This is a genomic window from Dolichospermum sp. UHCC 0259 (genome assembly GCF_009711935.1).
In the GTDB taxonomy this organism is placed as follows: Bacteria; Cyanobacteriota; Cyanobacteriia; order Cyanobacteriales; family Nostocaceae; genus Dolichospermum.
Genome location: NZ_VIKX01000187.1, coordinates 31,184 through 45,079, shown reverse-complemented (window position 1 = coordinate 45,079; position 13,896 = coordinate 31,184). Strand labels below are relative to the sequence as shown.

General features: G+C 37.8%; 11 protein-coding genes. 6 read left to right on the top strand and 5 right to left on the bottom strand.

The window, feature by feature from the left end; translation table 11 throughout:
* Window positions 1–51: 51 nt before the first annotated feature.
* Together lspA and FJR05_RS14700 are read right to left on the bottom strand one after the other, a co-directional pair.
* Entirely contained in the window at window positions 52–513 is a 462-nt protein-coding gene (lspA, locus tag FJR05_RS14705; protein ID WP_168644785.1) for a signal peptidase II, read from the bottom strand.
* Window positions 514–652: 139 nt separating this feature from the next.
* The gene (locus tag FJR05_RS14700) at window positions 653–1,240 is read right to left on the bottom strand and encodes a biotin transporter BioY (protein WP_168644784.1); all 588 of its coding nucleotides are present in this window, start codon (window positions 1,238–1,240) and stop codon (window positions 653–655) included.
* A gap of 316 nt (window positions 1,241–1,556) precedes the next feature.
* On the opposite strand from FJR05_RS14700, the gene pstS reads away from it, so the two are divergent.
* The 3 genes from pstS (at window position 1,557) to pstA (ending at window position 4,702) form a co-directional block, all read left to right on the top strand.
* Window positions 1,557–2,744, top strand: coding sequence for a phosphate ABC transporter substrate-binding protein PstS (pstS, locus tag FJR05_RS14695; RefSeq protein ID WP_168644783.1), 1,188 nt, complete (start codon window positions 1,557–1,559; stop codon window positions 2,742–2,744).
* Window positions 2,741–3,691: a phosphate ABC transporter permease subunit PstC gene (pstC, locus tag FJR05_RS14690; protein ID WP_168644782.1), complete on the top strand. Its 951-nt coding sequence runs from the start codon at window positions 2,741–2,743 to the stop codon at window positions 3,689–3,691. The genes pstS and pstC overlap by 4 nt, the downstream gene beginning before the upstream one ends.
* Before the next feature lie 129 nt (window positions 3,692–3,820).
* On the top strand, window positions 3,821–4,702 hold the full coding sequence (gene pstA / locus FJR05_RS14685; protein ID WP_168644781.1) for a phosphate ABC transporter permease PstA: 882 nt from the start codon (window positions 3,821–3,823) through the stop codon (window positions 4,700–4,702).
* A gap of 346 nt (window positions 4,703–5,048) precedes the next feature.
* Here pstA and FJR05_RS14680 read toward each other — a convergent pair whose 3' ends face one another.
* The gene (locus FJR05_RS14680) at window positions 5,049–5,186 is read right to left on the bottom strand and encodes a hypothetical protein (protein WP_168644780.1); all 138 of its coding nucleotides are present in this window, start codon (window positions 5,184–5,186) and stop codon (window positions 5,049–5,051) included.
* On the opposite strand from FJR05_RS14680, the gene pstB reads away from it, so the two are divergent.
* The gene (pstB, locus tag FJR05_RS14675; RefSeq protein ID WP_168644779.1) at window positions 5,173–5,979 is read left to right on the top strand and encodes a phosphate ABC transporter ATP-binding protein PstB; all 807 of its coding nucleotides are present in this window, start codon (window positions 5,173–5,175) and stop codon (window positions 5,977–5,979) included. The genes FJR05_RS14680 and pstB overlap by 14 nt on opposite strands.
* A gap of 134 nt (window positions 5,980–6,113) precedes the next feature.
* A complete protein-coding gene (locus FJR05_RS14670; RefSeq protein WP_168644888.1) occupies window positions 6,114–7,688 on the top strand; it encodes an NAD(P)H-quinone oxidoreductase subunit 4 in 1,575 nt (524 codons plus the stop codon).
* A 66-nt stretch (window positions 7,689–7,754) separates the two neighbouring features.
* On the opposite strand, the gene FJR05_RS14665 is transcribed toward FJR05_RS14670, so the two are convergent.
* Window positions 7,755–9,248 (bottom strand): S8 family peptidase, encoded by a 1,494-nt coding sequence (locus FJR05_RS14665; protein WP_168644778.1) that lies wholly within the window; start codon window positions 9,246–9,248, stop codon window positions 7,755–7,757.
* Between the two features lie 659 nt (window positions 9,249–9,907).
* Here FJR05_RS14665 and FJR05_RS14660 point away from each other — a divergent pair.
* Entirely contained in the window at window positions 9,908–10,420 is a 513-nt protein-coding gene (locus tag FJR05_RS14660) for a hypothetical protein (RefSeq protein ID WP_168644777.1), read from the top strand.
* Between the two features lie 91 nt (window positions 10,421–10,511).
* Here the strand turns inward: FJR05_RS14660 and FJR05_RS14655 are convergent, their stop codons facing one another.
* Entirely contained in the window at window positions 10,512–13,454 is a 2,943-nt protein-coding gene (locus FJR05_RS14655) for a hypothetical protein (protein ID WP_168644776.1), read from the bottom strand.
* Window positions 13,455–13,896 lie beyond the last annotated feature (442 nt).

The following is a 13,896-nucleotide window of genomic DNA, read 5'->3' as shown; positions in this document are numbered from 1 at the left end:
TTAAAAGTTAACGGGGAAGTGGGGAAATTTCCAACGGAAGAATTAAATTTTTTAATTACTTGGTGTTTTTTGCCATGAGGCAATTAACAAGCAAACTATACCAATACTAATAAATGAATCAGCCAGATTAAATACGGCAAAATTAATTAACCGAAAATCCAGAAAGTCAACGACATACCCTAATATAAATCTATCAATACCATTGCCCATTGCTCCTCCTAAAATCAACCCATAGCCCAGTTGCTCCCAAAAACTTAACAATGGTCCAAATAATGCAATGGTTATCAATACTAAACTAACACCCAAAGATAGCCACCGTAACCATTCTACTTTGCCACTTAATAAACTAAAGGCTGCACCTGTATTAGTCACATAGGTAAAATGAAATATCCCGCTCAATAGTGGTAGTGTTTGTCCTGGGCTAAAGGTCTTCACTACCCAGTATTTTGTCAGTTGGTCTAATACAAATGCTATCAGAGCGGCAATCCAAAAGAACCGATTTTTTATACGCATGATAAATTGGTCTGTTGTTCTTTGTCAGTTGTCAGTTGTTCTTTGTCGGTTGTCAGTTGTTCTTTGTCGGTTGTCAGTTGTTCTTTGTCGGTTATTTTTCCTTGCTACTGACCACTGACCACTGACTAATGACCAATTACTAATAAAACATTATATGTCGTAGCACATAAGCTACTATGGTGACGGCACAAACAACTACTAGTTGTCCTGGTAGTGCAAAGCAGGAGTATTTCAGGATAGCTTGAATCAGCGATAGATTTTCTGTTCCTCTCCAGGGTAAAACATAACTGATGATTAAATAAGCAATACCGCAGATGTGAACGGTGAATAAGCCACAAAGACAACTAAAAGCCAGAGTTTCTAGTCGAAGTCGAGCTTTAAAGGCTAAATATCCACAAATCCAAGCTCCGGGAATAAATCCTAGCAAATAGCCAAACTGAGATAGTTTAACATAACCGATACCGCCTCCTTCGGCAAATACAGGCAATAAGGTTAATCCCATGACCAAGTAGGCAATTTGCGAGAGCGCACCAGCATTTTGACCTCCTAAACAGCCCACCAATAGGACTGCACCAATTTGATAGCTGACACCTAGTGAAAGGGTTTGAATTCCGTGCTGACTCCAATTCCAAGGTGAGGTAACACCATAAGCTTCCAGGAAAGTACCACCCATTGTGAGGAGCAAGCCTATCATAGACCATAGCAGTTGATTCGAGGCAGCAAACATTGATTAGGTGCAAGGGTTAATTAACAGTAGGTGCAAAAGAAGCGATCGCTAATATAACAGAAATTGTAAAATTATACATTGAAAGTTTCCTAATGGATAATCAACCTATCTTTAAGAGGATGTTTGACAAGTTTTCAGTGAATATAATCAAGTCCCAGGCACACTGATCCGAACTGGAGGCTTGATAAATCTCAACCCTTTATCAATCAATGGTTTCAGGATTAACTTGGGGCTAAAAATAGTCTTGGAAACAAGGTAGGGGACTAAGAAGCCAAGGGAAAGAAGATTTTAGTAAGCTCTACTTAAAATCAGTTTCATGAAAAATAATTGCCTGACAGTTTCAATATCTGTATTAACAGTAGTAATTAGTCTATCAGCTTGTGGAGAAACTAACTCAAATAATCCAAATATGAGTGAGTCTCCTGATAAAACGACAAACACAACTACTGCCGATTCTAAGACCCTAGATTTAGGAGGTAATGTGGAATTAGTAGGCGCTGGCGCTTCTTTTCCCGCACCACTTTATCAAACTTGGTTTACAGAGTTAAACAAAAAACATCCCAATTTAAAAGTTAATTATCAGTCTGTGGGTAGTGGTGCAGGTGTTGAACAGTTTACCCAAGGAACAGTAGACTTTGGCGCTAGTGATGTAGCGATGAAGGATGAAGAAATTAAAAAAGTCCCTGCGGAAAAAGGTGTGTTACTATTACCTCTGACTGCTGGGAGTATTGTCCTCGCTTATAATTTGCCAGAAATACCTCAACTCCAGTTGTCACGAGCAGTTTACACTGATATTTTGTTGGGTAAAATTAAATTTTGGGATGATCCGGCGATCGCTAAAATCAATCCTAATATAAAATTGCCAAAAGAGGAAATCAAAGTTATTTTTCGCGCTGATGGTAGCGGAACTACGGGCGTTTTTACTAAACATCTTAGTGCCATTAGTCCAGAATGGAAAACTCAAGTTGGTGAAGGTAAAAGTGTAAAATGGCCGATAGGAGTTGGTGCTAAAGGCAATGAAGGTGTTACCGCCCAAATTCAACAAACTCAAGGTTCTATTGGTTATGTAGAATATGGCTATGCGAAAGAAAGTAAGCTCAAATTTGCATCTTTAGAAAATAAATCCAACCAGTTTATTTTAGCTTCTGAAGAATCAGCATCTAAAACTCTAGCATCAGTAAATTTACCAGAAAATCTTCGTGCTTTTATTTCCGATCCTGAAGGTGCAGAATCCTATCCAATAGTAACTTACAGTTGGATTCTCGCCTATAAGAAATATCCTGATGCCAGCAAAGCTAAAGCAATGGAAGCAACTATTGAATATGCTTTAACTGATGGACAAAAGATAGCTAGTGAATTAGGATATGTACCTTTACCACCAAATGTAATTGCTAAAGTTGCAGCAGCGGCTGATCAAATTAGTCCTGATTATAAAATTTCCGTTTCCCAAAGTAGGGGCGCAGGGCCTGCGCCCTTTGTCAAGAGTCAGGAGTCAGGAAAATGACTACAACTTTTCAAGAAGATCCATTAACCACAAAAAACCGTTCAGAAATAGATAGAAATTTAGATCGAAGCTTTATTTGGATAACTCGAATTTTTGCCCTAGCGATCGCTGCTATTCTATTATGGATTGCCCTGCAAATTACTACTAGCGCTTGGCCAGCTATCCAAAAATTCGGGATTAATTTCTTTGTTACCAGCAATTGGAATCCTGTTAATAATGAATATGGGGTACTACCAGCGATTTATGGAACTCTGATAAGTTCTTTAATTGGACTAATTTTAGCTATCCCTATTGGTGTAGGAACAGCAATTTTATTGAGTGAAAATTTTCTCCCCCCCCAAGTAAATTTAGTCCTGGTATTTTTAGTAGAACTCCTAGCAGCTATTCCCAGTGTTGTTTATGGAGTCTGGGGAATTTTTGTTTTAATCCCTATTTTAAAAAATTTAGGCAAATGGCTACATACTTATCTAGGTTGGTTGCCAATTTTTAGTTCTGCACCCACAGGACCAGGAATGTTACCAGCAGGAGTAATATTAGCAATTATGATTTTACCAATTATCACGGCGATCTCTCGTGATGCCTTGATTTCTGTACCTTCAAGTTTGCGTCAAGCGGCTCTAGGAATAGGTGCAACCCGTTGGGAAACCATTTTTCAAGTTATTATCCCCGCCGCCTTTTCTGGCATTGTCAGCGCGGTAATGTTGGCGCTTGGAAGGGCAATGGGGGAAACAATGGCTGTGACAATGTTAATAGGTAATGCTAATAATATTAATATCTCTCTCTTAGCACCATCAAATACGATTTCTTCTTTATTAGCCAATCAATTTGCGGAGGCTAATGGGTTACAAATTGCGGCTTTAATGTATGCAGCTTTAGTTCTATTTATCTTAACAATGATCGTCAATATTCTGGCGGATTTTATTGTGGCAAGAGTACAGCGAATTTAGTAATTTATTTCTCCTGTTCAAATTAGGTACAACTAGAAAGAATTAACCGCAGATGGAAGAGGATTAACACAGATAAACGCAGATAATTTTGTACTTTATGAAATTAGTAAAAGTTATATTGGTTAAATTATGAATTCTTTGTTTCCGCGAGGAAGCCTGACTCACTCTCTTTCGTCTCCGCGAACATTGGTTAGTATGGTCATGACTGGATTAGCTTTTGTTTGTGGAGTTTTGACCCTGATTCCTTTATTGGCAGTGCTTTATTATGTAGTAATTAGAGGTTTTAGTAGTTTAGATATCAATGTTTTTACACAGTTACCACCACCTCCTTTTGGTAAAAATGGCGGTTTTGGGAATGCCATTTTAGGAACATTATTAATGGTAGGAATTGCTGCTATAATTAGTGTTCCTGTTGGCGTGTTGGCAGCAATTTATTTAAGTGAGTTTAGTTCTCAAAAAGTTGCCAGATGGATACGTTTTGCTACTAATGTTCTCAGTGGAGTTCCCTCGATTATTGCTGGAGTTTTTGCCTATGGAATTGTGGTTTTAACCTTGGTAAAACTGAATTTAGGCTCTTATTCAGCCCTGGGAGGTGGATTCGCTTTAGCAATTTTGATGTTACCGATTATTGTGCGAACTACGGATGAGGCTTTGCAATTAGTATCTCAAGATTTACGACAAGCATCTATTGGACTAGGAAGCACTAATTTACAAACTGTGATATTGGTAGTATTGCCAAGTGCCTTACCTGCGATTGTCACTGGTTCTACTTTAGCGATCGCTCGTGCCGCTGGAGAAACTGCACCATTACTATTTACGGCTCTTTTTTCTTCTTTTTGGCCTGATAGTATCCTCAAACCAACTGCTTCTCTAGCAGTTTTAGTATACAACTTTGCCACTTCTCCCTATCAAACTTGGCAATCTTTAGCTTGGGCTGCATCTTTAATTCTCGTATTGATGGTTTTAATTACTAGTATTATTGCTCGCTGGGTAACTAGAAAAAAGATTTAATTTATCTAATTAGGGTTTGCTGAAAAAGTTATCCGTGAGGGCTAGGAGTCAGGAGTCAGGAGTCAGGAGTCAGGAGTCAGGAGTCAGGAGTCAGAATTAGAAGAAGAGAAGAATAGTCTTGAATCTAGTTAAGTGATAGGTTTTTGCTAATTTCAACCCTTATTCCTTGCACCTCATTCACTTTTTTCCCCTTCAAACTTTTGATATATCTAAGTTTTAGCTTTGTATGGCTTACGCCACGCTACGCTATCAGCAAGCCCTAATTAAGTTGGCGTTAAAAATTGTCGTTATGGCAAGGGAACAGGGAACAGAGAACAGAGAACAGATAATTGGTCATTGGTGACAACTATTCTTCTTTCTTCTTTCTTCTTTCTTCTTTCTTCTTCCTCCTGACTCCTGACTCCTGACTCCTGACTCCTGACTCCTGACTCCTGACTCCTTCTTCTGCCTCCTCCATCAAGCCCGATTTTATGAATACTATCATTAGCACAATTAATGGAACTGAATCGGTTTTACACACGGAAAACTTGAATATCTATTATGGCAAGTTTTTGGCTTTACAAAATGTTTGGTTAGATATTCCTAAAAATCGAGTTACGGCTTTTATCGGTCCTTCTGGTTGTGGAAAAACTACCTTGTTGCGATGTTATAATCGGCTAAATGATTTAATTGACTCATTTAGAGCCGAAGGTAAAGTTTATTTCTACGACAAAAATATTTATGCACCGAACGTTGATCCTGTAGAAGTGCGAAGACGCATTGGGATGGTGTTTCAAAGACCAAACCCATTTCCCAAGTCAATTTATGAAAATATTGCCTTTGGTGCGAGAATTAACGGCTACAGGGGTGATATGAATGAATTGGTGGAACGGAGTTTGCGACAAGCAGCTTTGTGGGATGAAGTCAAAGATAAATTGCGACAAAACGGGTTATCATTATCCGGTGGACAACAACAGCGTTTATGTATTGCGCGGGCGATCGCTGTCCAACCAGAAGTTATCCTCATGGATGAACCATGTTCTGCTCTTGATCCTATCTCTACTGCGCGGGTAGAAGAACTAATTCACGAACTAAAAGAACAATATACCATCGTCATCGTCACCCACAATATGCACCAAGCATCACGAGTATCTGATAAAACCGCGTTTTTTAACGTCAAAGCTTCAGAAACAGGTGGACGGACTGGCTACTTAGTAGAGTACAACTCAACTGAAATGATTTTTAGTAATCCTCAACAGGAAGATACAAAAGCTTACATTAGCGGTAAATTTGGTTAATTCTTTTATCTAAAATTAACTTAATTTGAGCATCTATGTTAACCTTGTGGCTGTAATCCTTGATTTAAGGTGATTTAGAAGTTATTAGATACTAACTTGTTGCCAAACATGATTTTAAGAGCAGATTAATTGTGATGAATATAGCTAATTTCCCGTGGCTGACGACGATTATTTTATTTCCCATAGCCGCATCACTACTCCTTCCCATCATCCCAGATAAAGATGGAAAAACCGTGCGCTGGTATTCTCTGATCGTCGGGTTGATAGATTTTGTCCTCATTGTCTGCGCTTTTTATACTGGATACGATTTCTCTAATCCCGATTTGCAACTGGTGGAAAGTTATCCCTGGGTTCCCCAATTGGGCTTAAATTGGTCTTTAGGGGTTGATGGCTTGTCCATGCCTCTGGTTCTCTTAACAGGATTCATAACCACCCTGGCAATCTTAGCAGCTTGGCCTGTAACACTAAAGCCGAAATTGTTTTATTTCCTAATTTTGGCAATGTATGGCGGTCAAATTGCCGTTTTTGCCGTCCAGGATATGCTGTTATTTTTCCTGGTGTGGGAATTGGAACTTGTCCCCATATACTTCCTGTTGTCAATTTGGGGCGGGAAAAAGCGTCAATATGCAGCGACCAAATTTATTTTGTACACCGCTGGTGGTTCGCTGTTTATTTTGCTATCTTCCTTGACAATGGGGTTTTATGGCGATACTGTAACCTTCGATATGCGATCGCTGGCCTTAAAAGATTTCGGACTCAATTTACAACTTTTACTCTACGCCGGCTTCCTGATTGCCTACGCTGTCAAGTTGCCTATCATTCCCCTCCATACCTGGCTACCAGATGCTCACGGTGAGGCTACAGCGCCCGTCCATATGCTACTAGCAGGTATTTTGTTAAAAATGGGTGGTTATGCCTTAATTCGCATGAATGCCCAAATGCTACCCGATGCCCACGCTTACGTTGCCCCAGTATTAGTAGTTTTGGGGGTAGTAAATATCATCTACGCTGCCTTAACGTCCTTTGCCCAAAGGAACTTAAAACGGAAAATTGCCTACTCTTCGATTTCCCACATGGGTTTTGTTCTCATTGGGATTGCCTCTTTCACCGACTTGGGTTTAAGTGGCGCAGTTTTACAAATGGTTTCTCACGGCTTAATTGGGGCAAGTTTGTTCTTTTTAGTCGGTGCAACTTACGATCGCACCCACACCCTCATGTTAGATGAAATGGGTGGTGTCGGTAAGAAAATGCAAAAGATTTTCGCCATGTTTACAACCTGTTCAATGGCTTCTTTAGCATTACCAGGAATGAGCGGTTTTGTCGCTGAATTAATGGTATTTGTCGGTTTTGCCACCAGCGATGCTTATAACCCGACTTTTAAAATCATTGTCATTTTCTTGATGGCTGTTGGTGTGATTTTAACGCCAATTTATTTACTTTCAATGTTGCGCGAAATTTTCTACGGACAAGAAAATGAAGAGTTAGTTTCTCATCAAAATTTGATAGACGCTGAACCCCGTGAAGTTTTTATCATTGCTTGTTTGTTAATACCTATTATTGGTATTGGTTTTTATCCCAAATTGCTAACCCAAATGTACGACGCTACAACTGTACAATTAACAGCAAGATTGCGTGATTCTGTCCCAACCTTAGCCGCAACCAAAGCAGTGCAAAATGTCTCCTTGAGTGCGCCAATAATTGGTAATTAATTGGTAATTTAAGGTGTTCACTTACTTGCTCTTATGTTATAATTACAACCAAGGTGGGTTTAATACCTACCTTTTTTTGTTTCTAGGTGAGAAATCTGGGTCAAGACTATTTTCACTATTTTCAATATTATTATTATTGCTTGCAGCACCGTCGTAATAATGCAGTGTTAGTTGGATAAGGAAGGGATTTGTTGGTTTTTCGTTAGAATCACCGGACTGCCGTGTGGGTGATGTTTCCAGATAATCGAAAAGCAACTTGAACTGATTTCCGCTGCTAGTAGAGACAATGACGGAGGCAAAGGGAATAGAGTTTGGGGATTGAAGTCCCAAAGGTAATTTTGATACTATATTGATTAGTTCTAGAGGGAAAAAAGAGTCGAGAGGGGGGAAGAAAGATGGCATTCTTAACCCCGGTTCTGTAGGGGTTGTTGGATCTGGAGGATTAGTGCTATTTGCAGATGTACTGATAATAATTTGGCGAACTTGGATATCAGTTAAGTTAGGGTTAGCACTAAGCATGAGAGCGACTACACCAGCAATGTGAGGGGCAGCCATAGATGTGCCATTGTAATTGGCATATTGATTATTGGGTATTGTCGAGTAGACATCAATGCCTGGAGCAGTAACATAGGTGATTTCTTGAGAACCAGACCGGTTAGAAAAATTTGCAAGATTATTATTTTTATCTACTGCACCTACGGCGATTCCTGAATTATAGGCGTAGCGGGCAGGATAGGATGGCAATGAATCACCATTATTACCCGCTGCCATGACGACTATTACACCTTTACTACTGGCATATTCAATGGCTGACTTAAGAGTATCGTTAGAGGAATTACCCCCTAAGCTGAGATTAATAACTTTTGCGCCATTGTCAACCGCGTAATAAATGCCTTTAGTGATAGTTGAGTAAGAACCTGAGCCATTTGCATCTAGAACTTTAACTGGCATAATCTTAGAGTTATAGGCAATGCCAGTAACTCCAATACTGTTGTTTTCTGCGGCTATAGTCCCTGAAACATGGGTTCCATGACCATTGTTGTCTAAAATATTATTATTGCTGCTATCAAAGTTCCAACCTTGAACATCGTCAATATAGCCGTTACTATCATCGTCTATTCCATTACCAGCTATTTCTTTGCTGTTACTCCAAATATTATTTTTCAAATCTTGATGGTTGTAGTCTACGCCTGTATCTAGTACGGCAACAATAATTCCTTGTCCTGTATATCCATTATTCCAGGCTGTGGGAGCTTTGATTAGATCCGCACCCCAGTTATTGCCACCTAAATTAGGAGCATCTGTATAGGGACTAACACCTGCGGCTTTACTGACTGCTAATCCGGCATTAACTAGGCCATAGCCATTGTTAGAGTTATAGCTGCTATTACTAGCTATAGGGGAGTTTGTTTCTAGATTATGTTGAGAAGCATTACTATGATTACCCCAACTTATACTATTACTATTGTCGGTGGGATTTTGAAAGAGATTTGTTTGGGAAATAGCAGTGTAATTGATTTCTTTTTGAGAGGGGATGTTTTGATAAATATCAAATGACATAAGTATTTAAGCCTTAAGAATAGCAATATTTTCTTTGACAAGGTGGGTTTGTCAAAATCTGCAAATACAATAATTTGAAATTGTTGGTTATTTCTTCTTTTTAATTATTACTATGGACAGGTAACACAAAAAGATATTTTAATCACGAATAAACTAATATTTAATAAATGATTTCAAGCAGAAAAATAAATTAATATTTGATGACATAACGATTAATTGTATATAGAAAAAATATAATTTCATGACAAAATCATGGTTATTTGATATTTATAAATAATGATTTGTTATCGTTTATACAAATTGACCCAACCAATTCAAATTTTTACCACGAAAGTTAGAGCGATCGCCAGATGAACCACCTAGTTGAGCAATAATATCTAATGAACACCTAATTTTGGCAACTTAATGCCCAAATTATATGATGAAGTGAAAGTTCAAGTGACCTAAAATTGAGCTATTTAGGGGTTTGAAAAGGCTGAAACCGATACCAGGACTACTTGTGTGTACACTGTAGCCTCGCTTGCGGGGAGGGGGTTGGGGGTGGGGTTTTTGTATCTCACTCAATCGAGAACCGCTATAAGTTGTGTTGGCTATAGTAAAATATGACAAATATTTGCATATAAGTTAAGCTATTATTTTGAAATAAAGGATTAAAGTCAATGAAATTCCAAATCAAATCTATTGCGAGTCTTAAAGTCAAGGGGTTAATCTTAACTATCCTGCTATCAACCTTAATACATGAAAGTGTTCAAGCACAATCCATACCCACCATAAAATTACCAAATATCTCCGTTATTAAACCAGGAATCACCGTTCCTAAGCCAACCATTACAGTTCCTAATCCCACTATTCCAACCCCATCAGTATTTCAACTACCAACTAATTTTGTCGTTAACGGTGCAGCAAATAATACAAAACCTAGCTTTGTTTCTGTGATTAAAGAAGGCAGTAATCCACCTCAAATTCACACAGGGACAGGAAGTACATCTATTGCTATTCCAGCGGCAACTACGACATCAGGAACTGTATCTAATATTAATGTAGTTCTACCTTCTGGAAATACTGTTTCTAGTGGAGATGTCAATTTTAATGTGGATACAACTTCAATTTCTACTTTTGGTTCTGTAATAAATAGTGTTAATCTTTCATTTCCTGTACCAGTTTTAGATTGATTTGGGAGTTGGATAAATTCAGATTTTATTAGCGAGTATGAAAGTAAATCACAGTCTCTCTCCTTATATAGGAGAGAGTTTCTCAAATCTCCTAAAATTTAAATTCTAGATTCATGTCCCCTCTAAAACCATCCTCACTTTTACCCAAACGAGAATTCATTACTAAACCAGAATTAGCACTTGCATAACGAAATATCATCCCATAGTTAGGATCTTTTAACTGACTTTCAAATCCTTTGGTAGCTGTAGAATAAGTTGAATAGTATGGACCAATTGTGACAGTCCCTAATTCTTTATCTTTGAAAACATCATAGGTAGATTCAATTTGATATGAAGGTTCTTGATTACCAAAAGAGAAAGAAGTATTGAAGTTAAAACCACTTCTATGGGAAAAGTTCATGAGTAAAAAAGTGCTAATATCACCTAAACTAGTAGATTGAACATCAGGATTGAGGATTTGGGGGGAACAATTTAATACGGGATAAAGAGTTATATTAAAATCTGGTTTCACAAACTGAAATACATTACCAATAGAAAGACTTGATAAATTTAAACGATTAGGATTATTATTATAAGTTAGTGATAGAAAAGGGGAATTAACTATAATCGTACTCCATTGTTTATTTTTATCATAAAAGGTATTCCGAAAATCTGCTTTAGTCGCAAACTTTAACATCCCTCCCAGAGAACCTTCTGCTGTAGCATTAGGACTCAAGTTACCCAACTTCTGATTAATCATTGGTGCAGAATTAGGAAAAAGATTAAACCACATACCTGTAGATAGGGAATAACTCAAATTATCAATACTTCCAGATATGACAAATTCCACTGCCGGTAAATAAAGATTTCCGGTATAAGAAGAGGTTTCAATTTCTCTTTTTTGAGACGTACTCAGTTGAAGTCTGCTAAAGTTTATATCAAAAATTTTTCCTCCTCCAATTATAGAAGCTGCTGTAAACAAACTATCGAAATTATTATCAAAGACAAAAGATTTATCAAATAAAATTTGTCCATCTGAAGTTTTTGCCTGCAAAAAGGTATATGTAATCGTTTGAGGCGCATTAGCATTAGTTTTGGGAATATTAGAAAACATTGGACCCAAGTCACCAAGAGAAACCGAATCTATGACAACAGGAGTTTCATCAGTCCAAGGTTGTATTATTTGCTCAATAAATTGCACATTTCTTTGATAAATACCTGTTCTTAGTTGTAATAATAAGGAACTGTCTGAAGTAATATTTCCTGAAAAAGTATAACTTCCAGAAACTTGGGCAAGGCTACTATTAGTATTACCATAACTTAGGGTATTATTTAACCTTTCATTCATTTGTCTGCGTTGTTGAGATGTGGCTTTTGTCTGCAACGTCGCTAAAGTTTTTACGGTATTAAACTGTTCTTTTGCTTCATTAATACTTGCATTCAAATTACCCGGATTAATAATACTAAAAGCACTACCCAATATTAATCCTAGACTAGCATTTGTAGTCTGATTCAAATCAGTATCTTGCCATTGGGCTGTAGTTACAGATAAGCCAGGATTAGCAAAAACATTCAAATAATTTAATCTAATTTTTTCTGGGTCATATTGTAGTAATGTGCGGTTATGTGACCGACTCAAAGTATATCTATACCAAGCTTGGTTTTGAGGACTTAATATCGAAGAAGTGGTAACTTCAGGACTTTGTTGTCCAAGGTTAGACCAACTTAAGGAATTAAGATAATGAAAATCTCTTTGTTCTTTCGTTAAAAAGGGATTGCTAAGGACTTCAAAAAGATCATTATTATTTATTTGATTAACTTGTAAAGTTTTGATCCCAGGTAGAGACGTAATTGGAGCTTTAAACGAATATCCCTGGTTAGTAAAAAAATCACCTAATGTCAGTCCAGCAGCAAGGAGATTTTCACGGGGAATAATACTACCAGCTTCTAACTTAACACCATTATTTAATAAAGGTTGTAAATTGACAGTTGGAAAGCCTTGGAAAAATTTAGGTGCATTCCTAGCATCTAAATTACCAGATAAAGCACCTCCTCCTAGTAATTGGTCTGTAGTTGATTTGGGTGCGTTAGCTAGGGGAATAAGTTTTTGGAACAAACTACCATCAGAGCCAGTAATATTCAGATTAAAACTGGCATTATCAGGTAGCTGAACTCCCGGAGGTAGGACGATTTCTGCCCCCGCGATAGTAACATTTAAGTCATTTAATTTATTGCTTCCTACTGAATCTGTAAGAGCAGTAGGAAAAGCAAATACTGTTTGTACACCGAAAAAAGCTGTAGAAATTTGAGCAAATTGTCTCAATTTTTGTTGATAACTATTTCCCTGATAACTAAAATTTAGATGGTTTCCCTGGGTTTCAATAACCACACGATTACCATCTAATACCCAATAGAATTGTTCGTCATTGGGATAAATAGAAATATTAGCTGATTTAATGAGGGGATCACTAAATTGCTCTTTTTGAAACGCATTACTTGGTTGAAAGTTATCTAGGTCAAAACCGAAATTTGCATAGAAAGTAAATTTTGAGGGTTGAAAATTACGAGGATTAATAATTAGTTTATCACTTGTGTTCACAAAAAATGGATATCTTGATGCGCTATTGTCTAACAAGCTACGCATTAAAATTCTCAGGACTTGTTTATTTTGTTCTGGTGCTAATGTTGGTTTGGTTTCTGGTTTATCTTCTGGAATAGGTAAAGAGGGTATTTCCTTGGGAACTACAGGCAGGTTTGGCTGAATTGGAGTGAATTGCGTTTGCTGCTGATTGTTTGTTTCCTGTGCGGTTAATATCTCATTGCCAAGAGAATAACTGTAATTAGACTTGTATAAAGAAAAGTTGTTGATATTGTTTATATTTGAATGTTGATCTGAAGTATTGTAATAAATTTCATCAGTATGATCATTAGTATTGACGCTGAAAAAATTATCTACTTTTTCTGGCTGAGTTGCTAGGACTTTTGCCGGAAACAGTGCCGACACCGACAAAGTTACCAGCAGTCCAGCAATCCAAAAAATATCTTGTTTCTTCATATTTATTAAAAATATTTAAATTACAGCACTTCCCGGTGTTATGAGGTACAAGAACCCCACCCCCAACCCCCTCCCCGCAAGCGATGAGGGGGCTAAGATGTACCTTATAACAGCGGTTTCCGCTGTAGCCCTAACGGTAGTCTGACAATAAAAGTTATCTATGGTTCTGTAGGTAATGATCCCAGTCAGGTGGCAATTATCAAGGGAAATGTCAGTAACCCAGCCCTAAAGGGACTGGGCTTGCAAGAGTAATCAAGCAAGCCGTGCTGACCAGACCACCCTGAGCGTCTTGCCCTGAGCGATGTCGAAGGGAGTCGAAGGGTAGCCGTTATTTGAGTCACGACACCTCGGAATGCGAAGCTAGTTCCCCGCTCTGTCATTTGCAATTAAACAGTTTTAAGGTCACTGAAACAGTGTTGCAAGTCTAAAAAGCTCTTATAAC